This window comes from Methanobrevibacter sp. YE315 (genome assembly GCF_001548675.1).
GTDB lineage: Archaea > Methanobacteriota > Methanobacteria > Methanobacteriales > Methanobacteriaceae > Methanocatella.
The window spans coordinates 1,535,891-1,555,700 of record NZ_CP010834.1 but is presented as its reverse complement, the minus strand read 5'-3'; the positions used below and the strand labels follow the sequence as shown (position 1 = coordinate 1,555,700).

Genomic DNA, 19,810 nt, shown 5'->3' with positions numbered 1-19,810 from the left:
TACTTTTATAAATCACTTAAAACATATATTATTATATTATTAATCTATAATTTATGGTGTTTAAATGAGTGAGGATATTAAAAAAACCATTAATGAATTGCATATTTATGAAAAGAAAGTTTTAAAAGAGCTTGAGGCAAATCCGGATGTAACTCCGGAGGAAATAGCTGAAAATCAGAATATGGACATCAAGGCTGTCATGAGTGCGGCAGGATCTCTTGCCTCAAAGGACATAATCGAAGTTGAAAAGGATGTTGAAGAGGAGATTTCCCTATCAGATGCAGGTTTGAAATTTGCTCAAGAAAAGCTTCCTGAACGCAGAATACTTGATGTATTGGTCGATAAAAAAGAGATACACATGAAAGATTTGTCCGATGAAACAGGCGTTGACAAAAAAGAAGCCAACATTGCCATCGGATGGTTGCGCCGTAAAAATTGGGCTCAAATCGATAAGGGCGTAGTCAAAGTAACAGATGTCGGAGCAGACAGCAAAGACAAGTTAGGCGAAGACGAAGAATTGCTGAACCACCTGACTGAAGCTGGAAAAATCATCAAAGACAGATTATCCGACGAGTTGTTGGACGGATTCAAAAAACTGAATGACAGAAAGAATATTATAAATATTAAAAAGAACACCTCACATTCTTTTAAACTTTTAGATAAAGGTGAAGCTATTCTTAAAGAAGGCTTTACAATTAAAGAGCAAGCTACTCAATTAACACACCAGCAATTAAAAGACGGCGAATGGAAAGACTTACAGTACCGTCCTTATGATATTAATGCAGAAGCCCCAGTTATTTTTGCAGGTAAGAAACATCCTTTGAGAGTCATCATTGACGAAATCAGGGAGATATTCTTGAACATGGGATTTTCAGAAGACAACGGGGAATTTGTGGAATCTGCATTCTGGAACTTCGACTCACTTTTCCAGCCACAGGACCACGCAGCCCGTGAAATGCAGGACACATTCTACCTCAAAAATCCGTTGACTTGCGATTTGCCTGATATGGATCTTGTAAAGCTCACTGCCGAAACCCATGAAACAGGTGCGGATACAGGTTCTATCGGATGGCAATATGACTGGAGCGAGGATATTGCAAGACAAAGCGTTTTAAGAACACATACAACCGGAATATCCACCAAACATTTATACAATCATGAACCTCCAATCAAGATGTTTTCCGTTGGAAGGGTATTCAGAAGAGAAACCTTTGACTACAAGCATTTGCCTGAATTCCATCAGGTCGAAGGTCTTGTATGTGATGAAGGAATCAGCTATCAGAACCTTTTAGGTACCTTAAAGGAATTTTATAAGAAGTTAGGATTTGAAGTAAGGTTCAGACCGGCTTATTTCCCTTACACTTATCTATCCACAGAAACTGAAATCTATCTGGAAGAAAAGGAATCATGGATCGAGCTTGGAGGGGCTGGAATGTTCAGGCCTGAAGTATTGAAACCTTTAGGCATCAACCAACCTGCACTGGCTTTCGGTTTAGGTATTGAAAGATTGGCCATGATTAGATATGATGTGGAAGACATCCGTATGCTTTACAAAAGCGATATCAAATGGCTTCGTGAATTGCCTATTGACAGAGGAGTCAGGTTATAATGTCAATCAAGCTGGTTTCTTGGAATGTGAACGGCATCAGGGCAGTTTCCAAAAAGGAAGAATTTTGGGACTGGTTTGAAAATACTGATGCAGACATCATTAACTTTCAGGAAGTAAGGGCAACCCAGGATAAGATTCCAAAGAAATTAGCTGACGTCGATGGATTTCACAAATGCCATAACGAGGCTGAAAAGAAAGGATACAGCGGCGTTTCCACATATTCCAAAATCGAACCTGTTGAAGTCGTTAAAGGTTTGGGCGTTGATGAATTGGATTTGGAAGGAAGGGTTTTAAGAATCGAGTATCCTGATTTCATCTTATACAACATTTATTTCCCAAACAGCGGTATGGAAGCCAAAAGGCTTGATTTTAAGGTTGCCTTCTGCGATGCATTGTTGGAACAGCTTGTAGAGCTTAAAAATGATGGCAAAAATCTGGTTATTACAGGCGATTACAATATTGCACACAATCCGATTGATGTTTACAATCCTAAAAACTGCGAAGGAAAATCCGGGTATTTGCCTGAAGAGCGTGCATGGCTTGACCAGCTTGAGGAAGCGGGCTTTGTCGATACCTTCAGGATGTTTGATGAGGGTGAAAACAACTTTACATGGTGGAGCTACAGAACCCGTGCACGCGAAAGGAATGCCGGCTGGAGACTGGATTATTTCTATGTAAACGAAGAAATTAGGGATAATGTAAAGTCAGCTGAAATATTATCTGACATTTTCGGTTCTGATCACTGTCCAGTTACTTTGGAACTTGAATTTTAAAAAAATAGTGGTTATTGATGATTATAATATAGTATTAACATCACCAATGTCGTCAACAACTGTAATATCTAACTGTTCTCTTTTAATGTATTCCCTGTCTTCTTCAGTAACGTCGGAATTGACGAGAATCGCACTTAATCCAGCATTTACTGCACCCAGTGCATCTGCTTTGAATTTGTTTCCAATCATCACTGACTTTTCAGGGTTTCCTTTCATTTTTCTAAGCGCAACATCAAAAATCAGTTTGTCAGGTTTTTCCTTACCGACCTCTTCTGATGTGATTACTGCCTCAAAAAATGAGTGTACGTTTAGCCTTACTAGTTTTTCCCATTGCTTGATGGTAATTCCATTGGATATGACTGCTAGACGATATCCTTGGCTTTTGAGGTAAATCAATGTATCGATTGTTTCTGCATAAGGTCTTAAAAGCGCCATCTTAACGTTGTGGTAGGTAATCATTCCAAGTGCCACAAGCATAGGGTCTTCATGGCCTAAAACAACTTGTGTCAAAACATTGAAGTGTTTTCCATAATTGGATCCTTTTTCACGGATAATTGTTTTTAAAACACCATATGCCTCATCCTTATCCAAAGGTAATCCGTTATCTACCATCAATCCAATAGCTGCTTTTCTTGCAGTTTCAGCAAAATCTGAAGTATCTAGTAATGTGCCATCTATATCAAAGAAAACAACACGGTCATCATGGTCTATCATATACTATTTATTATTACTTTAAAATTATTTAAATTTTTAGAAAAAAGCATCCAAACTTTGCTGGACTTCACCGCGTGCCATGTCTTCCAGGTCCTTTTTTGTATATCCGAAGGAATACATTATCCTTTCAATGGCGGGAATCAGCTGATTGTTGATGTAATAGTCCTTGTCATATGTATATCCTTCGCTGTATTCGTAAGGTACTGCACGTTGACTGATAGACCCTTTTCCTTTGACGATTATATATTGGATGATGGTTCCGCGTGTCACTTTAATGCCGTGCTCCTCTATTTTCCTTGCAGCCACTACATGGGGCCCTACCTGCTTGTACTGGTCAAGGGGCTTGGTGATTTGGGTGTGTATAATCAGTTCCTTTCGCTCGACATCGCCTTTTTTGATTCTTTTCAACACCTTTTTAACTTCTTCAATAGCTTTATCAGAATCCCCTTCTCTTAGAATAGCCATTAAAACTGCTTCCTGTGTCTTTTTGACGATTGGAGCCCAATCTCTTCTAACCAGTTCCAATCCTTTAGCTATAATCTCTCCGTCTTCGATTACGGCATATCTTTTTTTGCTTACAAAGAATCCTCTTCTGTAAAACCCTTCATATTCCAATTCCATGCTTTCCGGAAGTGTGGAGTTAAGGTATTTTAAGAATTTTTGGGCTTGGCTTTTGATTTCAGCTTCAAGTTCCAGTTGTTCGGTTGTTTCTTCAATCAATTTTGACACCTGAATGTGGTTATGAATATTTTGTTTTTGTTAGTTATAATATTTTACCAAATCACTTTTTCAAATCAAATCCAATTTTATTGCTTTGATATTGCTTTAATTACATTATAACCATTTTTAATTACTTTTCAAACGCTCTTGGGGCTTATATATCTAGTAGATAAAATATACTATGTGTGAGGTTTGATATCATGAAAAAGACATTGATTTCAAGTTATGATGAGATAAATGACATTTTTAAAGGAAAAGTTGAAAATGAAAACGGCATATCTGCTGATTTCAGCATAGCTGATGGAATATTTTTGGGAATCGACAAGAATCATTTTCCAAATTCAATATATGTCAATGAGGCATCTAAGGTCTTTGACATTCCAAAGGAAATCCTGGAAAATTCCAATGTTAAGATTTTCATTGACTGCGACAGCATCTTTTTGGATTTTAACATGTTCATCGAGGATTTGAAGATCTTTTCGGTAAAATGTAAAAACAGGTTTGGAATTCCCAACATTAATTTTGTGATTGATAGTAACTACTGATGTTACTATCTTTATATAGGACTTATTAATAATATTATAATACTAATTGTTGAGGTTATAGAATGGTTAGAATTAATTATTGTCCATCTTGTGGGAATGAATTATCCGGAGGAAGCTTCATCTGTCCGGCATGCAGCTTGGATATTGAGGAGTTATTCGGCAGAAACCATTTGCTTGTAAGCAATAGGAAGGATAATTCCATAGAAATGCATGATACAGACATTAATGATATCATGGATGGTGCAGAAATCATATTGGAAGATAACGATATGGAATCCGGTGATGAAATAGTGATTGTTGTTCCTGAAAATAATGATGAAGATGAAATAGTAATTGATTTGAATGAACTGGGAATTGACTTTGAAAGTTTGGATGAGGATGTCAATATCATAGTTCAGGTTGAAGGGGTTCATGATGCAAATGATTTTTTTGTAAACGGGGAAATGGTCATCGATGAAGCTAATGAATGGCATTTTGATGATGATCCCTATGGTATTGTTTATTATGAATTTCCAAAATTAGATTAGGTGTTTTTTAATGAATAAGGAAGTTCCATATTATACTTTGGATGAAGAGGGCAATGTTGAGTATAGCGCTTCAAACGGGCAAGCCTATATCGATGATGATGATTTGAAGGAATTATTGATTGACCTTTTGGGCGATGATGTTTCACAGGAGGACATCCAGAAAATTTTGGATGCCGCTTCAGATGAGAATATCACCGAAGAGGATTTTGATAAGTTGATTGATGAATTTATTTTGAAAAATAAAAGGTAAAATCCCCATTTTTATCTTTAAAAATAAAACATTTATATATAATGATAAATTAATATTTTATTATCATTATTCTTTAAGACTCTTTTTTGCTCTCAAGAATTAAGCTATTATAAATCTTGCAAATAGTTTAATTGAAAAGGGCCTTATTGACAGCGATTATTAATTTATTAATTTATATTTATTAGGTGAAATAATGGCAATTTCTCAAGGAAAATCAACTAGAAGTCCATCCGGTGCAAGAAATGTTGCAAACCGTGGAAAAAGGAAAGCTGAATTAGGAAGAGACCCAGCTGAAACTAGATTAGATGAAAAAAAATTAAGAAAAATCAGAACCCGTGGCGGAAACGAAAAACTCAGATTAGCTACCGGTAATAAAATCAACGTAACCGACGCTAACGGCAAAACCCAAGTTGTAGAAATTCTCAACGTAATTGAAAACACCGCTAACCCTAACTACGTAAGAAGGAACATCATTACCAAAGGTGCTATTGTGGAAACTCCTGAAGGTAATGCAAAAGTAACATCCAGACCGGGTCAAGATGGTGTTATCAACGGAATTTTAATTTAAAGAATTTTTCTTTAAATTCTCTTTTTTTATCTATTTTTTTAAACACTTTTTATCACTTTTTTCATTATTATTAAATACTTGTTATTACATAAATTATCTTGTTATATATTATTGAAATTAGGAGATAAAATGTCAGAAGATAAAATTAATATGAATCATGGAGCTGGCGGAGAAGTCATGGCTAACCTTATTGCTAGCACAGTTTTAGATAATATTACTAAAAAAAGTGTGAATGGAGGTATTAGCTTAGATGACTTGGATGATGGAGCATCAATCCCTTTAGGGGATTATGAAATTATTTTTACAACTGATGGTCACACAATAGATCCATTGTTTTTCCCAGGTGGAGATATTGGTAGAATTTCAGCAGCGGGAACAATTAATGACGTTTCCGTAATGGGTGCTCAGCCTTTAGCTATCTCAAATGCAATTATCATGCAGGAAGGATTTCCGATTGAAGATTTGGATAAAATCATGAAATCCTTAAATGAAGCTTGCGAAGAAGTGGGAGTTGCGGTAATTACCGGAGACACCAAAGTAATGCCTCAGGATAAGCTTGAAGGCATTGTCATGGTCACAACAGGTATAGGAATAGCTAAAAAAGGCGAAGTGGTTCGTGATTCCGGTCTTGAAGTGGGTGATAAGATTATTATCACCGGTAGCCTTGGAGACCATGGAATGAGTCTGATGTCATTTAGGGAAGGATTTGGTTTTGAAACCGATTTGAAATCAGATGTTGCTCCTATGTGGAATATAATCAAAAGAGCTTTGGAAATTGGCGGAGTTACAGCCATGAAAGATCCTACACGAGGCGGTTTTGCAAACGCCATTAATGAAATGGCATCCAAAGCAGGTGTAGGGGTTGTGCTTGAACAGGATGCGATTCCGATTCGAGAGGAAGTTCATGCTGTATCTGAAATGTTAGGTATTGATCCATTTGAAGTAGCTAATGAAGGTAAGGTTGTTATGGGAGTTAAAGCCGATAAGGCTGAGGAAATCCTTGAAGCAATTAAAGGCGAAAAATATGGTGAAAATGCGGCTATTATTGGTGAAGTTGTTGAAGGAGATTATGTTGTTGTTAACACTCCAATAGGTGGTGAAAGAATTTTAGAAGCACCTATTGCCGATCCTGTTCCTAGAGTTTGTTAGGGTGATGAAAGTGGTAAGTATATTTACAAGAAGAGTTATTGCGTATGTAATGGATTTCTTTGTTGTTTCAGCAGTAATGTGGATAATATCATTTTTATTGAATTTTGCATTGTCTAGTTATGCTTTCACAATATTCCAGGTATTCACCTATGTTGTCCCAATTTTAATATTCGTGTACTTTGTCATGTGTGAAAAAATCTATGGCGCTACCGTTGGTAAATCTATAATGTATCTGCAGGTTAGATCCAGAAACGGAGCTTGGATTTCATGGCCTCAAGCTATTGTGCGTAATATTACAAAGATATATTGGTTCCCAATTATTTTTGACTGGGCAATTGGTAAAATATTGAATACTGACAGATTATTAAACACTATTACTAAAACTGTTGTTATTGATGAGCTTAGATAAGCTCACAATTAACATTTTTTGATTAAGATGATTAAGAAAGTTCAAGTGCTTTGGTATTTAAACAAAGAGGATTTGGAAAACTATTGCATAGATTTTAAGGAATATAAGTCACATAAGCTGGAAGGCTATGAGATAGTTGATGTGGACGAGGATTTAATCTACGATTTATGCGATAGGGATCCTGATAGATTGGAGCCTGTCGGTTATTTCAAAAACAAAAAAGAGATTGAGAATTTTGTATCTGATTATATAACCAATAATGAATTCGAATTGGAAATAGGCTCTAGCGAACTTAATGATAAGATTAAAGATGCTTTAGAAAATACTGATTTTTCCGGTGAGGACTATTACATCTCCATCGGCGAGGGCATCGGATGTGAAGGAAATAGGATTGCATGCTGGTTCGATTCACTTAAAAAAGAGTATAGCAGTTCTTCAAAAGATAATGTTTGGGTTCTGGCGGTTACCGGCTATGACCCTTATGATCTGCCTTTGACAGGCAGGGCGCTGTCATTTGTCTTGGCGGATATTTTAAATTTAAACGAATCTTCACTTGATAACCTAATTCCAAATAAGGGCCATATAAGTGTTGACGAATGGAATGAGATACTTGAAAAAGTATATAAGAAAAACAAAATCTATTTGGGTTTGAATAGAGTTGTCTGATTAAACTTCTCCTTTTTTAAATTCGCTTGGTTCAAAGTAGGATATGTTGGCCAGGTTGTTTGCTATTAGTTCCTTATTTATGTCTGCGTTTTCTGTGTATACTATAGCTATTGTGCGCCCATATTTGTCTTGCGGCTGCTTGTCGTCGATGTCCAGGTAAACTGTTTTTCCAAGACATTTGTCTTCAACGAATTTTTTTGCCTGGCTGAATCCGGGGTCGCTGTTTGTTATGTTGACTTGTGTCAGCTGAACCTTTCCGATGCCGTAAACCTCAATCGTATTGCCGTCGATTACCCTTAGGCATTTTCCTGCCTTTTCATAGTGGACTGTCCTGTTGTCGATTGTCAATGTTCCGGTTTGGTTTTCCTGTGTGTTTGAATCTTCTAAAAAGAGATTTGCCACTGTCAGTATGCTTGTTATTATAAAAGCTATTAGCAGTATTATTGAAATGGTTTTTTTGTTCATTTTAATCTACTTTGCATGTTCACAGTCATCATTAAATCTGCATGATTTGCATTTTCTCGGATTTTTGGTTGGTATGAATGGTTTTGTCCCGTCGAATAGCCCTTGCATTCTTTCTATTGTGAATCTGATTTCCTTTTCTATTTCCGGTGTGAATATTTCAATCCAAAACAGGTTTTCAGTTCCTCTTTCTCTTAAGGCACCTTTGATTTTTCGCTCATCGCCGGTCATGTCCTTGTATGCAAGGCAGTATGCTCTTACCTGATTCATTGTTGAATTGTATGGTGTTCTTCCAGGCTTGTCATCGATTATTACAATTTCATCAGGTTTCATCCAGATTTCATCAATATAACCTCTTATTCCGTAACTTGGAGATATTACAAAGCATTCCCGAGACATTGATGCCTTTTCCTTTGACGCTTCAACGGCTTCCTCAAATGTTGCAGGTGTGGCATCCTGCTTGAAGATGTCTTCCAGCTGCTGGTGGATTTCGCTTCCATGTGTCATTGCCACTGTAGGCGCGGTTTCAATGCCTTTCATGTATTCGAGATATAGCTGGTACTCGCAATATCCTTGCTGGTTCAGCCAGCTAATCGGGAAATTGTTTTTCCCTTCAATTATTTGAAGACCTTTTATTGAAGGGTGCTGTTTAATGTCATATTCCTTTTCAAATCCGGTTATATTTTTTTGTTCCATATTCTATTCTTTGTTTGTTAAACTATAATTACTTATCTTTAAAGATACAATATCCAATTATGCATTATGTCACATCTAAAAGTCTGCTGTCTGCTAAAAATGGAATGAATCTGTATAGGGGTTGCACTCATGGTTGCATATACTGCGATTCAAGAAGCGACATCTACAATATGGGCCATAGCTTTGAGGACATTGAAGTTAAGGAAAATGCCCTTGAGCTGCTTAAAAAGGAACTCATAAAACGCCCAAAATCCATGATAGGAACAGGTTCAATGACAGACCCGTATGTTCCGCTTGAAAAAAATTTGGAGTATGTAAGAAAATCCCTGGAGCTGATTTATAGATACGGATTTGGATTTACATGCATCACAAAGTCCGATTTGATTTTAAGGGATTTGGACCTGCTTAAAAAAATAAATGAAAAATCGAAAGTTGTTGTACAGATGACAATAACAACGGCCGATGATGGGCTGTGCAGGATTCTGGAGCCCAATGTCTGTCCGACATCAAGAAGGGTTGAAGTTCTAAAAAGGTTTGACGAGGCCGATATTCCAACTGTCGTCTGGCTTTCCCCGATTCTTCCACATATCAATGATGATGAGGAAAACATCAGCAGGATCTTGGACTATTGCATAGAGACCAATGTTTATGGAATAATCTGTTTTGGAATGGGCATGACTTTAAGGCAAGGCAACCGCGAGTACTTTTATGAAAGGCTGGATGAAAGTTTTCCAGGCTTGAAGGATGAATATATCCGGAGATATGGTGACAGCTATTCAATTTCGTCTCCAAACAACGATAAGCTGATGAGAATCTTTCAAAAGAGAACCGAGGAAAATGGGATTTTAAACAATCACAATGAGATTTTCGATTATCTGCATGATTTTCCTCAGGATTCCGTCCAATCCACGCTGATGTAAATTTTTAAATATCTAGTTTTTTAAATATTAACATGATGAATTTCAGTGATTTGAACATTTCAGATGATATCAGGAAAGCTATTGACAAAATGGGATTTGACAAGGCAACCCCAATTCAGGAAAAGGCAATACCTGTGGCTTTAAAAGGCATTGATATAACTGCACAGGCACAGACCGGTTCCGGTAAAACAATAGCTTTTGCAGTTCCTGTGCTTGAAAAGATCTTTATTCCGGACAAGTCTCCCCAAGCCATTATCCTGTGTCCGACAAGGGAATTGTGCATGCAGGTGGCTGATGAAATGACAAAGCTTGGAGCAAATATTAAAAAACTTAAGATATTGGCAGTGTATGGGGGCCAGCCAATCGGAAAGCAAACAAGAGTATTGAAAAAGGGAGTTCACATTGTTGTTGGAACCCCCGGCCGTGTAATCGACCATATTCAAAGAGGCAACCTGGATTTGATTGGTGTTGAAAGTGTCGTTCTGGATGAAGCGGATGAAATGCTTGAAATGGGTTTTAGGGAGGATATTGAAGAGATTTTGGAAACTACTCCTCGCCAGAGACAGACCTTGCTTTTTTCAGCAACCATACCCAAAGAGATAAGAAAAATCGCTGAAAAATATCAGAAGAATCCCAAATTCATTAAGATAGCCAATAAAAAGCAGAATATTCCAAAAATCACCCAATATTCATATAGGTGTGATGCTAAGGATAAGTTTGAAAACCTGACCCGATTGATTGAGGCATATGACATTAAATTGGGATTAATATTCTGCAATACTAAAAAAAGCGTTGATTTTGTAAAAAAACACCTGAAAAAAGAGGAGTATTCCGTTGATGCCCTTCATGGGGACATGACCCAAAAGACAAGGGACAAGGTGATGAACAAGTTCAGGAACGGCAACATAAACATTCTGGTTGCCACAGACGTTGCAGCACGGGGCCTTGATGTTGATAATGTGGGATTTGTTGTAAACTATGACGTTCCACAAAACCTTGATGACTATATCCACAGGATAGGAAGAACCGCACGTGCCGGAAAAACAGGCTATGCGTTTACATTGGTTGCTCCAGACGAAATGTCAAGATTTAAGAATATCCAGAAGTCAGACAAGACAAATATTGTTGAAAAGGAAGTCCCCACGCTTAGGCAAATAGACGACATTAAAAATAAACTGATAATTGAGGAAGTCAAGAAGTCCATAAAGAATGATGATTTGGACAATTATGTTGAAATAATAAAAAACAGCGCAACTAATGATTCTAGTGTTGAAGAATTAGCTGCGGGATTATTAAAAAAGATAAGGGAAAATTAATTATTTTCCACCATCAATAATGTTGTATTTGATTTTTTCAGCTTCAAGTTCGCGGGTAAATGCTTTGCTCATATCACCGACGCAAATGGCAAGAACATTCAATCCTTTACGGGCCGCATTAGCTGTTGCTTGTGGCGCTGCGTATTCGATATCTATCGGCAAGCCTAATTTTTTGACTACAGCACGTGAAACTGTACCTGCTACAGCAATCTTATCGATTTTTTCTCCGCTGTTGGTTCCTTTGTCATAGACATTTTTAATCAGTTCCAAATCACATGCTTTGGATCCGCCGTTTTTGATGGTTGGAACATTGATGACTGTAACTTCGCCAACGCTCATATCGATAATTCCGGTAAGATTGGTCAATGAGACATCCATTTCCGCTTCAGCATCCTCTAAAACGATACCTGTTGCATTTTCCTCTTTTTTATGAGCGTATAATACACCATCTTCCATAAAAAGACCAACGACATCATCTTTTTTGAGGTCTTCTTTTGCAATTGCGGGCCAGATGGTTTTATAATGGTTCATTGTTTCCAGAACTGCATCTGAATATTTCCTTAAGCTTATAGCATCTTTTTTAACTTTATCAATACCTGCTTGAGTGATTTTATAAGGGGACCTGCCGTCCTTTGAAGTGATGTAACCCAACTCGATTAGTGTTTTGATGTTTTCGGATACTGCTTGAATAGTAATTCCTAGTTTGTTAGCCAAATCTTTTTGTTTAAGGTGAGGGTCTTGTTTTGATATTTCACTCAAAATTTGAAAGTGAGTTAATGCGCCTCTCTTTTTAAATGCCTTCATCATATTCATTCCTCAATGTATATTGATTATTATTATATTTTATCTTTATATTATATATATTAATTTGTTATTTTTCCTTCTAATTCATTGTTAAAACGTTCAAGGAAATCTGATTTTTTATCAATTGGTATGTATGCTCCGCAAGCCATTGCGTGCCCTCCGCCGGTTCCTCCAACTTCTCCGGCAATTTTACGGATTATATTTCCGAAATGAATTCCGTCATAGGAAAGCAATCTTGAACATCTAAGCGAAACCTTAATCCCGTCGCTGTCGGTTTGTGTAAATCCTATGATAGGTTTTTTCCAGTCGCAATAGCCCAGAATCATTCCGGTTATTGTTCCAACGATTTCAGGTTTGATTCCATCACCGTCGAAGTACTGCAGATTGTCCATCTCAACAATGTTGGTTTCATCGCCTTCAGCCACTTTGGCAATTGCTTGGGCTAAATTGCGCCTATGGTCAAGGCTTACAGCTTCAAGTTCATCAAGGGACTCGAATCTGTCCCCTTTCAGGACTTCCATTGCAATCTTTTCCTCATGGTTTCTTCCGCACGCATTCATTGCAGTCGAAAATTCTGAACCGTCCCTTAAAAAGCTGTGTTCATCTTCTTTTAGGAAAGTATATGAATCGCCGATGATTAGTTGGGGAACGTATCTGACATACCTTCCGGGAACAACTTTTGAAATCATTTCAACAAGGCGTTGGTAAAGTCTGGCCTTTTCTTCCATTGTCAATTCATTCAAGGTTTTCCTGTTGTGTTTTTCATCAATTTCCAGCTCTTCTAAAATAGCCATGGTTTCTGTGGTGTTGTTTGTAATAGGCAATCTGACATCGCTGAAGTATGAAAGCGCAACAAATAACGGTCGGGTATTTCTTCCGTAAATGTTGATGTCGCTTTTGATTACTCCAAGATATCCTCCATCGATTGCATCCTGCTGGATGATTTTATTCAAGCCTTCGAAATGTCCGGTTTTTGTATTCTGCATATCTCCAATTGCGGATAGAACTCCAATCCAGCTCAAGTCAGTATATCCGAATTCCTTTGCAAGGAAATAGCATAATCCTCCGCCGCAGACATAATATGATCCGTCAATGCCGTGGTGCATCGGATTGATTTCCAGGTAGGTATAATCCTTGTCATTCTTGTAATCCAGATCCCTTAATGGAGGGTGGTGGTCTAGGACAATTATCTTCTGGCCTTTTTTGGCTTTTCCGGTAATGTTTTGACCTGAACCCAAATCGGAAAATATTGTCAGGTCATGGTCAAGCTCGATATCGTCCAGAACATCCAGGTTCACGAATTCTATGTCATGCTCTTTGTTCTGTCTGTCTAGTATGGTTGATAGTATTGCACCTGAACAGATACCGTCACAGTCGATATGTGAGTAAATCTTGATGTCGTCACTGTTTTCGATAATCTCTTTTGCCTGGAGGTATTGTTCGTGCATCAATTGTGGTATTTGCATATTAATCAGTTTCTTATTTCCTTAATTTTTGAACTAACTTCTCTTATTAATTCCAGTTTTGTTCCTTCCCATTCGACAAGCACTCTTCCTGATTTTTCATACCATTTTCCAGGGTATGCACGTTCTTTGTCGATATTATAGGAAAGGCCAAGCCTTTTCAATGCTTTTTCAATTTCATTTAAGGTGGGGTCTTTCACGGCATCTGCCTTTGAGATTTTACGACCTTCACTTAAGGATAACTTCTCGTTTAAATATTGTGGCCATATGGTAATCATATCTAACACCTACTTTGATTTTAAAGTTTCAAATAATAGTTCCATCATGTCCGGAACAGTATAAGTATCTGGGTAAATGTGGTCAATGTCATATTTTTCCAAAGCTCTTGCAGTAATCGGACCTATGCAGACTGTCAATAGGTTTTCTGAAAGCAGTTTGGCTATCTTTTCTTTGTCGTCAACGATTTCGAAAAAGTTTTCAACAGTTAAAGGGCTTGTGAATGTGATTGCATCGATTTTTTTATTTTCGATTTTGGAAATCAAATCCTTTACTGCATCATCATCCATCGGGAACAGGGATTTGTATGCTTCAGCCAGGATGACCTCATTTCCAAGCTTTTCAAGTTCTTCCGGAAGGACAGGTCTTGCGGAAGCGGTTCTTGGAATTCCGATTACCTGATTAGTGATTTTCCTTTTTTTGAACTCTTCAATAAGGCCCTCGGCTGTGAAATCCTCAGGCATCAAATCAACGGTCAGGCCGTTTTTTTCAGCAAGCTTTCCTGTTTTGTTTCCGATAACAGCCAATTTGCAATCCAGGCTTTTTAGAAAATCAGGATAGAACTTGTTCAGTGAAACTATGGTTGTTGGGGATGTGAATATAATCCAGTCAAGTTCATCTTTTCTTTTGACTAACTCTTTTAAGGATTCGCTGTTTACAGGCTCCAAATCAAGTGTTGGTGCCAAAACAGGTATTCCTCCCAATTTTTCTACAATTTCACAAGCCTTTCGAGCCCTATCCTTCGGCCTTGTTATTGCAACGACAGGTTTTGACATTTTATATTACCCTCATTAATTTATAATGTTTTATATTTTGTTTTAATTCGTTTATATTATTTGTCAATTTGATTTTTTTTATAAAATTGGTTGGAATTTTTGATATGTTTGAAACTATAAACAATTATATGATATTAAAATCTACCTTTAAATAGGTGATATTATGAGTAATGTTTTAGTCGCATATTTTTCAGCCAGCGGGGTTACAAAAGGAGTAGCGGAAAAGATAGCTGATGAAAACGGATATGACATATTTGAAATTGTTCCGGAAGAAATCTACACACCTCAGGACCTGGATTGGACAGACAAAAATTCCAGGTCAACCATTGAAATGAACGACAAGGAATTCAGGCCACCAATCATCGAATCATGTGACGTAAGCGGATATGACACAGTAGTCATCGGTTTTCCGGTATGGTGGTATACTGCACCTTCAATCATAAATACCTTCATTGAAAGTGTAGATTTAAGTGGAAAAACAATCAAGGCCTTCTGCACTTCAGGAGGATCCGGAATCGACAAATGCGTAAGTGATCTGCAAGCCACATATCCTGAACTAAATTTTGAAAAAGGAATGAGGTTCAGGGGTGACACTTCAAAAGCAAAAGAATGGATTGAAAACCAATAAATAATACTAAAAAGAAAGTGTTAAACATGTCTAAAAAAGTTATTGTGTTAAGTTCATCACCAAGAATTGGGGGAAACTCAGATACATTATGCGATGAGTTTGTAAGAGGAGCGCTTGATGCGGATAATGCGGTTGTAAAATACAACCTTGAAGAAATCAGATTCCACGCATGCAAGGCATGCATGAAATGCAAAACCCCTGAAATGAAGTGTTTCCAGGAAGACGGCCTTGCAGAAGTCCTCGACAAGATGATGGAAGCGGACGTAATCGTATATGCAACTCCAATATACTATTATTCAATGTGCGGAACCCTTAAAAGGTTCTTCGACAGATGCTATCCGATATTCAACCATCTTGAAAACAAGGATTATTATATCATAACCGCTGCAGGTTCTTCAAACGGAAATGCGTTGACCGGAATCAGGGATTTCATCAGCTTTTCCAAAAATCCAACAGAAAAGGCAGTCTTTACAGTAATCGGTGATGCAAAATCCCAACCTGAACTGCTAAAAGAAGTTTATGAAGCAGGATTTGACTGCTGAACTTTTTTTCTTTTTTTTATTTTCAATGATATTTTTTCAGATCATATCACTATTTTTATTAAGTTAGGAAATTATATTATAGTTAGGAAGTGTTTCAATGGTTAGTATAACAAAGATTTATGACAAATTTCAAACTGTTATTCCTCTTGAAATCCGAAATGAATTTAATCTGGACAAATCATATAAGGTTGAATGGAGAATAAATGATAATGGAAAAGTCGAATTGGATTTTATTAAGGATTTAACATTGGATGAAATGATTGGTAAATATTCTGCAGTGGAGGATATTGATTCTGTTAAATTGAAACATGAGTTTAAAAATAACAGATTCTGATTTCATGAAAACATTTATGTGGTTAGGTGTTCAATATAAAGTTAGGTGATACTATGAATGTTTTTAATTATAAAAAAAGAAAAATATCTTCACCTAAAATTACAGGAAAACATAAAATGTATCGTAAAAAAACACCACAAAATAAAACATGCCTGGACGATTTTGTTGGAAAATTCAAGGCAAATGAGAAAATAAATAGTGTAGATTTAAAAAAAGACTTTAAAAGGGGAGTGTTTTAATGATTTTTTTAGACACTACTTTTGTTGTGGGGTTATTTGTATCAAATGATGATTGGCATGAATCTGCAGTTAAGGTCTATGATGAGATAAAGAATGAAAAACTGGTAATATCTAATTTAGTCATTGCCGAAACAGTCACAATATTAAAAAATAAACTCAAAACAAAAGATATTTTAGAAATCTACAGAAATCTTCCAAATTTTTTTTATGTAGTTGATGATAGTTCGTTATATGATGAAGCAATGAATGAATTTGTAAGATATGATTCTACGATTTCATTTTTTGATGCAATGTATGTAGCAATAATGAAAAAAGAAGATATTCTTAAGATTGCTAGTTTTGATAGTGATTTTGATAAAGTGGATAATCTGATTAGATTATCATAAAAATAGAAAATTAGGAAAGAATTAATCTTTCCTATCCTTTAAAAGGGTTTGACTTATCGTATTTTTGGCCATTGACTGTTAGGGTATGGTCACCATAATCGATGTTTCCTGAAACTTTTAGGTTGGAAACGGCACTGTCGCCGGTCAATGTCCAGGTTGAGCCGTCAGCAACATTTACTGTTGTGTTTCCGGTTGAGTTGATGACACCTTTAAATTCAGTGTTTTTCATGGTCCAGTTAAGGGAGCTTATTGCATCAACAATAACGTTTCCGCTTATTTTTTCGTTGTTTGTGTTGACTTCAGCCACACCGCCATTTGATCCTTCATTTCCCCATTGGTTCTGGCCGGTTATCTCTAAAAATACTCCGCTGCCAAAGCTCAATTCGGTATTGTCCAGATCAATAACGCAAGCGGTGTTTGTTACATGAAACATAGGTGCTTCACTGTTAACTGATGATTCATTAGGGATTGTCAATTTGGAGTTTGAAGCTTTAAAGTGGCTTGTTCCAACACTAGCATCTCCACTCATACTTTGATAGATGAATACTCCACCCAAGTCAACGTATGCATCTCCATCCTGACGGTTTCCTTCTCCGTATCCTTTAAGGTCACAATCTTCGAGTTCAATGGAGTTTTTACCTTCAATACAGGCTATCTGGGATACATAAGATGTACCTTTGGTATTTTCCAGGGTAATGTTTCCTGTTGAGTAGATTAAAGGTGAACCCCTTCCGCTTGATTTGCTGACTCCTGTGTTTATGTCTGAGTTTTTGACATGCACTTGGCCTTCACCCCTGTCTGTTGCAAGAGCGGCACAGCTTTGGCCGTCGGTGTTGATAATGACATTTTCCGCATTGATTATTCCGTTATAGGTTGCATCCAGGCCTCTTGATTTATCGGAATGTGTTGTGATTTTAACATTCTTAATTGTAGCCTGTGTGTTTCCTGCAACTGTAGCTTCACCAGGGCCTCCGCCGTTTCCGTCAGGTTTTTCAGGTGGTTGTCCGCCGTCTCCGCCTTGGCCTTCTGCGCCGTTGCCCATTGCTTCAGGTGGTTGTCCGCCGTCTCCGCCTTGGCCTTCTGCGCCGTTGCCCATTGCTTCAGGTGGTTGGCCTCCTTCACCGCCTTGTGATGAACCGCTGCTTGCATTGGCATTGGTTACAAAAATACCGTTGGATCCTTTTGAGTTTGTATTGATTTCAACATTTGAAATGTCTAAAGTACCGTTGGTATTGACCAGAATGGCCGAATTGATTCCGTAAAAGTCCGCGTCATCGCCTGTGGATGCAGTGTCTCCTGTTTTGTTTATTATAGAATTAGCAAGTTTTAATGTTCCACTATTTTTAACAAGAATGGCATTTAAATCAGCACTGTCTGTGTGATATAAGCCATTATTTTCATCTAAGCTTTCAGAGTCAACAACAAGGTTTCCTCTGTCCTCCAGTGCATTTGCATCAATGCTTGTTGAAGCATTGCTGGATGAATTTGTGAGTGCGAAAGCGCCAGCACAAACTATTAATAGGATTGCAATAATTGCAATGAGGTATTTTTTGTTCATGAAAATAATAACTCTAATATTGTATTTAAGGATATCTATGTTTAAATTGTATTGTTAGTTTTCTATCTAGATTAATTTTTCCAATCATTTAATTGAGTTATTTCTAGAAAAATGTTATGATAACTTAGTTATCATCATATTTATCATAAATTATTATCATTCCATTTAAGTTTAATTCATCTAGCGGAAATCTCATTTTATCTCCATCAAATACCATATGGATTAATGCATTTTCATTTAATTCAAATTCATTTACAGTAATATCTTCATTTATTTGAGTCATTTTTCTTGTAAATGAAGTCATTATTTCTTCTGGTGCAGTAATATTTAAAACACCTTCATCATAGTAGTTTTTAATAGCTAAAACAGTTTTTTTAGCAGCATCTCCTTGACCATATGGGTTCACGGCATTTTTCATTTTTTCCGCAAAATCTTTGTCATTTAAAATTTTATTTGCATTCTCTAAGATTACTTTTTTATCTGACCCAACTAGGATATTTCCTCCAGCAGTCACTGTTTCGGGTCTTTCAGTGTTATATCGCAATGTTAATGCAGGTACATTTAATGTTATTGCTTCTTCTTGTAGACCTCCAGAGTCAGTTAATATTAATGTTGATTTAGAAATTAAAAGTAAGAAATCAAGATATCCAATGGGTTTTACAATATGGATATGTTCTAAATTTTTCAAATCATCAAATAACCCAAATTTTTCTAGCATATTTTTTGTTCTTGGATGAATTGGAAAAATAACATTCATATCAGTTAATTCTTTTAAAGCTGCAATGATTTCAGCCACTCTTTCTTTAAAGTCTACATTTTCTGCTCGGTGCATTGTTAGTGTTAAAATATTTTCCATATTTTCCATATCTAAGTTTTTAAGAGATTCCTCTTCAAATCCTCTCTTTTTAGCAATTTCTAGATGTCTAAAACATGCATCTACAACTGTATTCCCAGTTATGATTAAGTTTTTCCTGGAAAAACCTTCAGATAATAAGTTAATTGCAGAATTTTCTGTTGGAATAAAATACATTGTTGAGCAGATGTCAGCAACTTTTCTATTAATTTCTTCAGGCATTGTCATATCAAATGATCTTAATCCCGCTTCAACATGACCTACTGCAATATGTAATTTACCGCAAACAAGAGCGCCTGCAAGAACTGCATTTGTATCGCCTTGAACAAGGACAATATCTGGTTTTTCTTTCAACAATATTTCTTCAATACCTTCCATCATACGCCCAGTTTGTCTACCATGAGTGCCAGATCCAACATGGATATTATAATCAGGAGTTTGAATTTCCAAATCTCTAAAAAAATTATCTGACATTTCTTTATCATAATGTTGGCCAGTATGTATAATTATTTGTTCAATGCCGTTCTTATTAATCTCATCGATGATTGGAGCCATTTTAATTATTTCTGGTCGTGTCCCTAATATTGTTGCAATTTTCATAATTATCACTTCAGGTATTATTGGTTA

26 protein-coding genes are annotated in these 19,810 nt (G+C 36.7%); 16 read left to right on the top strand and 10 right to left on the bottom strand.

Features of this window, described 5'->3' with window-relative positions; genetic code table 11:
* Positions 1 to 64: 64 nt before the first annotated feature.
* Both TL18_RS06990 and TL18_RS06985 read left to right on the top strand, forming a co-directional pair.
* On the top strand, positions 65 to 1,609 hold the full coding sequence (locus TL18_RS06990; RefSeq protein ID WP_067043422.1) for a phenylalanine--tRNA ligase subunit alpha: 1,545 nt from the start codon (positions 65 to 67) through the stop codon (positions 1,607 to 1,609).
* A complete protein-coding gene (locus tag TL18_RS06985) occupies positions 1,609 to 2,382 on the top strand; it encodes an exodeoxyribonuclease III (RefSeq protein ID WP_067043420.1) in 774 nt (257 codons plus the stop codon). The genes TL18_RS06990 and TL18_RS06985 overlap by 1 nt, the downstream gene beginning before the upstream one ends.
* 21 nt (positions 2,383 to 2,403) lie before the next feature.
* Here TL18_RS06985 and TL18_RS06980 read toward each other — a convergent pair whose 3' ends face one another.
* Both TL18_RS06980 and TL18_RS06975 read right to left on the bottom strand, forming a co-directional pair.
* Positions 2,404 to 3,096 (bottom strand): TIGR02253 family HAD-type hydrolase, encoded by a 693-nt coding sequence (locus tag TL18_RS06980; protein ID WP_067043417.1) that lies wholly within the window; start codon positions 3,094 to 3,096, stop codon positions 2,404 to 2,406.
* A 36-nt stretch (positions 3,097 to 3,132) separates the two neighbouring features.
* Positions 3,133 to 3,816 (bottom strand): DNA polymerase domain-containing protein, encoded by a 684-nt coding sequence (locus TL18_RS06975; protein WP_067043414.1) that lies wholly within the window; start codon positions 3,814 to 3,816, stop codon positions 3,133 to 3,135.
* A 200-nt stretch (positions 3,817 to 4,016) separates the two neighbouring features.
* Here TL18_RS06975 and TL18_RS06970 point away from each other — a divergent pair, with 200 nt between their 5' ends.
* The 7 genes from TL18_RS06970 to TL18_RS06940 all read left to right on the top strand — a co-directional run bounded on the left by TL18_RS06970 (position 4,017) and on the right by TL18_RS06940 (position 7,930).
* A complete protein-coding gene (locus TL18_RS06970; RefSeq protein ID WP_067043411.1) occupies positions 4,017 to 4,361 on the top strand; it encodes a hypothetical protein in 345 nt (114 codons plus the stop codon).
* A gap of 62 nt (positions 4,362 to 4,423) precedes the next feature.
* A complete protein-coding gene (locus TL18_RS06965) occupies positions 4,424 to 4,888 on the top strand; it encodes a hypothetical protein (RefSeq protein ID WP_067043407.1) in 465 nt (154 codons plus the stop codon).
* Positions 4,889 to 4,898: 10 nt separating this feature from the next.
* The gene (locus TL18_RS06960) at positions 4,899 to 5,138 is read left to right on the top strand and encodes a hypothetical protein (protein ID WP_067043404.1); all 240 of its coding nucleotides are present in this window, start codon (positions 4,899 to 4,901) and stop codon (positions 5,136 to 5,138) included.
* 193 nt (positions 5,139 to 5,331) lie between these two features.
* Positions 5,332 to 5,706 carry a 30S ribosomal protein S8e gene (locus tag TL18_RS06955; RefSeq protein ID WP_067043401.1) on the top strand — a complete coding sequence of 125 codons (375 nt, stop codon included), beginning with the start codon at positions 5,332 to 5,334 and terminating at the stop codon, positions 5,704 to 5,706.
* A 129-nt stretch (positions 5,707 to 5,835) separates the two neighbouring features.
* The gene (gene hypE / locus TL18_RS06950) at positions 5,836 to 6,855 is read left to right on the top strand and encodes a hydrogenase expression/formation protein HypE (protein ID WP_067043398.1); all 1,020 of its coding nucleotides are present in this window, start codon (positions 5,836 to 5,838) and stop codon (positions 6,853 to 6,855) included.
* Positions 6,856 to 6,865: 10 nt separating this feature from the next.
* Positions 6,866 to 7,264, top strand: a complete 399-nt coding sequence (locus TL18_RS06945; protein ID WP_067043395.1) for an RDD family protein — start codon at positions 6,866 to 6,868, stop codon at positions 7,262 to 7,264.
* Positions 7,265 to 7,291: 27 nt separating this feature from the next.
* Positions 7,292 to 7,930 (top strand): hypothetical protein, encoded by a 639-nt coding sequence (locus TL18_RS06940; protein ID WP_067043392.1) that lies wholly within the window; start codon positions 7,292 to 7,294, stop codon positions 7,928 to 7,930.
* Here TL18_RS06940 and TL18_RS06935 read toward each other — a convergent pair whose 3' ends face one another.
* Entirely contained in the window at positions 7,931 to 8,395 is a 465-nt protein-coding gene (locus tag TL18_RS06935) for a thermonuclease family protein (RefSeq protein WP_067043389.1), read from the bottom strand.
* Positions 8,396 to 8,401: 6 nt separating this feature from the next.
* Positions 8,402 to 9,088, bottom strand: coding sequence for a CRISPR-associated protein Cas4 (gene cas4 / locus TL18_RS06930; RefSeq protein WP_067043386.1), 687 nt, complete (start codon positions 9,086 to 9,088; stop codon positions 8,402 to 8,404).
* A gap of 59 nt (positions 9,089 to 9,147) precedes the next feature.
* On the opposite strand from cas4, the gene TL18_RS06925 reads away from it, so the two are divergent.
* Together TL18_RS06925 and TL18_RS06920 are read left to right on the top strand one after the other, a co-directional pair.
* Complete coding sequence (locus TL18_RS06925; protein WP_067043383.1) at positions 9,148 to 10,008, top strand: radical SAM protein; 861 nt, start codon at positions 9,148 to 9,150, stop codon at positions 10,006 to 10,008.
* A gap of 32 nt (positions 10,009 to 10,040) precedes the next feature.
* A complete protein-coding gene (locus tag TL18_RS06920; RefSeq protein WP_067043380.1) occupies positions 10,041 to 11,324 on the top strand; it encodes a DEAD/DEAH box helicase in 1,284 nt (427 codons plus the stop codon).
* On the opposite strand, the gene TL18_RS06915 is transcribed toward TL18_RS06920, so the two are convergent.
* From TL18_RS06915 to TL18_RS06900, 4 genes are read right to left on the bottom strand one after another with little or no spacing between them, the layout of a single operon-like run.
* Positions 11,325 to 12,128: a winged helix-turn-helix transcriptional regulator gene (locus TL18_RS06915; RefSeq protein ID WP_067045456.1), complete on the bottom strand. Its 804-nt coding sequence runs from the start codon at positions 12,126 to 12,128 to the stop codon at positions 11,325 to 11,327.
* Between the two features lie 59 nt (positions 12,129 to 12,187).
* A complete protein-coding gene (recJ, locus tag TL18_RS06910) occupies positions 12,188 to 13,594 on the bottom strand; it encodes a single-stranded-DNA-specific exonuclease RecJ (RefSeq protein WP_067043377.1) in 1,407 nt (468 codons plus the stop codon).
* A gap of 5 nt (positions 13,595 to 13,599) precedes the next feature.
* Positions 13,600 to 13,869 carry a signal recognition particle subunit SRP19/SEC65 family protein gene (locus TL18_RS06905; protein WP_067043375.1) on the bottom strand — a complete coding sequence of 90 codons (270 nt, stop codon included), beginning with the start codon at positions 13,867 to 13,869 and terminating at the stop codon, positions 13,600 to 13,602.
* Positions 13,870 to 13,878: 9 nt separating this feature from the next.
* The gene (locus tag TL18_RS06900) at positions 13,879 to 14,643 is read right to left on the bottom strand and encodes a uroporphyrinogen-III synthase (RefSeq protein WP_067043372.1); all 765 of its coding nucleotides are present in this window, start codon (positions 14,641 to 14,643) and stop codon (positions 13,879 to 13,881) included.
* Positions 14,644 to 14,806: 163 nt separating this feature from the next.
* Here TL18_RS06900 and TL18_RS06895 point away from each other — a divergent pair, with 163 nt between their 5' ends.
* From TL18_RS06895 to TL18_RS06875, 5 genes are all read left to right on the top strand, one after another.
* Positions 14,807 to 15,271, top strand: a complete 465-nt coding sequence (locus TL18_RS06895) for a flavodoxin (protein ID WP_067043369.1) — start codon at positions 14,807 to 14,809, stop codon at positions 15,269 to 15,271.
* A gap of 26 nt (positions 15,272 to 15,297) precedes the next feature.
* Positions 15,298 to 15,813, top strand: a complete 516-nt coding sequence (locus TL18_RS06890; RefSeq protein ID WP_067043365.1) for a flavodoxin family protein — start codon at positions 15,298 to 15,300, stop codon at positions 15,811 to 15,813.
* Positions 15,814 to 15,910: 97 nt separating this feature from the next.
* On the top strand, positions 15,911 to 16,147 hold the full coding sequence (locus TL18_RS06885) for a hypothetical protein (protein ID WP_067043362.1): 237 nt from the start codon (positions 15,911 to 15,913) through the stop codon (positions 16,145 to 16,147).
* Positions 16,148 to 16,200: 53 nt separating this feature from the next.
* A complete protein-coding gene (locus tag TL18_RS06880; RefSeq protein WP_067043359.1) occupies positions 16,201 to 16,386 on the top strand; it encodes a hypothetical protein in 186 nt (61 codons plus the stop codon).
* Positions 16,386 to 16,772, top strand: coding sequence for a type II toxin-antitoxin system VapC family toxin (locus TL18_RS06875; protein WP_067043356.1), 387 nt, complete (start codon positions 16,386 to 16,388; stop codon positions 16,770 to 16,772). Before TL18_RS06880 ends, TL18_RS06875 begins: the two co-directional genes overlap by 1 nt.
* 31 nt (positions 16,773 to 16,803) lie before the next feature.
* Here the strand turns inward: TL18_RS06875 and TL18_RS06870 are convergent, their stop codons facing one another.
* The gene (locus TL18_RS06870; protein ID WP_067043353.1) at positions 16,804 to 18,330 is read right to left on the bottom strand and encodes a hypothetical protein; all 1,527 of its coding nucleotides are present in this window, start codon (positions 18,328 to 18,330) and stop codon (positions 16,804 to 16,806) included.
* Between the two features lie 124 nt (positions 18,331 to 18,454).
* The gene (gene wecB / locus TL18_RS06865) at positions 18,455 to 19,783 is read right to left on the bottom strand and encodes a non-hydrolyzing UDP-N-acetylglucosamine 2-epimerase (protein WP_067043350.1); all 1,329 of its coding nucleotides are present in this window, start codon (positions 19,781 to 19,783) and stop codon (positions 18,455 to 18,457) included.
* Positions 19,784 to 19,810 lie beyond the last annotated feature (27 nt).

Excerpts from the sequence above, each read along its gene's own strand:
- TL18_RS06885 (WP_067043362.1), top strand. The coding sequence starts at position 15,911 with ATGGTTAGTATAACAAAGATTTATGACAAATTTCAAACTGTTATTCCT.
- TL18_RS06870 (WP_067043353.1), bottom strand. The coding sequence starts at position 18,330 with ATGAACAAAAAATACCTCATTGCAATTATTGCAATCCTATTAATAGTT.
- TL18_RS06900 (WP_067043372.1), bottom strand. The coding sequence starts at position 14,643 with ATGTCAAAACCTGTCGTTGCAATAACAAGGCCGAAGGATAGGGCTCGA.
- TL18_RS06925 (WP_067043383.1), top strand. The coding sequence starts at position 9,148 with ATGCATTATGTCACATCTAAAAGTCTGCTGTCTGCTAAAAATGGAATG.
- recJ (WP_067043377.1), bottom strand. The coding sequence starts at position 13,594 with ATGCAAATACCACAATTGATGCACGAACAATACCTCCAGGCAAAAGAG.
- TL18_RS06890 (WP_067043365.1), top strand. The coding sequence starts at position 15,298 with ATGTCTAAAAAAGTTATTGTGTTAAGTTCATCACCAAGAATTGGGGGA.
- TL18_RS06980 (WP_067043417.1), bottom strand. The coding sequence starts at position 3,096 with ATGATAGACCATGATGACCGTGTTGTTTTCTTTGATATAGATGGCACA.
- wecB (WP_067043350.1), bottom strand. The coding sequence starts at position 19,783 with ATGAAAATTGCAACAATATTAGGGACACGACCAGAAATAATTAAAATG.
- TL18_RS06960 (WP_067043404.1), top strand. The coding sequence starts at position 4,899 with ATGAATAAGGAAGTTCCATATTATACTTTGGATGAAGAGGGCAATGTT.
- TL18_RS06955 (WP_067043401.1), top strand. The coding sequence starts at position 5,332 with ATGGCAATTTCTCAAGGAAAATCAACTAGAAGTCCATCCGGTGCAAGA.
- TL18_RS06915 (WP_067045456.1), bottom strand. The coding sequence starts at position 12,128 with ATGAAGGCATTTAAAAAGAGAGGCGCATTAACTCACTTTCAAATTTTG.
- TL18_RS06905 (WP_067043375.1), bottom strand. The coding sequence starts at position 13,869 with ATGATTACCATATGGCCACAATATTTAAACGAGAAGTTATCCTTAAGT.
- TL18_RS06935 (WP_067043389.1), bottom strand. The coding sequence starts at position 8,395 with ATGAACAAAAAAACCATTTCAATAATACTGCTAATAGCTTTTATAATA.
- TL18_RS06990 (WP_067043422.1), top strand. The coding sequence starts at position 65 with ATGAGTGAGGATATTAAAAAAACCATTAATGAATTGCATATTTATGAA.
- TL18_RS06940 (WP_067043392.1), top strand. The coding sequence starts at position 7,292 with ATGATTAAGAAAGTTCAAGTGCTTTGGTATTTAAACAAAGAGGATTTG.
- TL18_RS06880 (WP_067043359.1), top strand. The coding sequence starts at position 16,201 with ATGAATGTTTTTAATTATAAAAAAAGAAAAATATCTTCACCTAAAATT.
- TL18_RS06970 (WP_067043411.1), top strand. The coding sequence starts at position 4,017 with ATGAAAAAGACATTGATTTCAAGTTATGATGAGATAAATGACATTTTT.
- TL18_RS06895 (WP_067043369.1), top strand. The coding sequence starts at position 14,807 with ATGAGTAATGTTTTAGTCGCATATTTTTCAGCCAGCGGGGTTACAAAA.
- TL18_RS06875 (WP_067043356.1), top strand. The coding sequence starts at position 16,386 with ATGATTTTTTTAGACACTACTTTTGTTGTGGGGTTATTTGTATCAAAT.
- TL18_RS06985 (WP_067043420.1), top strand. The coding sequence starts at position 1,609 with ATGTCAATCAAGCTGGTTTCTTGGAATGTGAACGGCATCAGGGCAGTT.
- TL18_RS06965 (WP_067043407.1), top strand. The coding sequence starts at position 4,424 with ATGGTTAGAATTAATTATTGTCCATCTTGTGGGAATGAATTATCCGGA.
- hypE (WP_067043398.1), top strand. The coding sequence starts at position 5,836 with ATGTCAGAAGATAAAATTAATATGAATCATGGAGCTGGCGGAGAAGTC.
- TL18_RS06920 (WP_067043380.1), top strand. The coding sequence starts at position 10,041 with ATGATGAATTTCAGTGATTTGAACATTTCAGATGATATCAGGAAAGCT.
- cas4 (WP_067043386.1), bottom strand. The coding sequence starts at position 9,088 with ATGGAACAAAAAAATATAACCGGATTTGAAAAGGAATATGACATTAAA.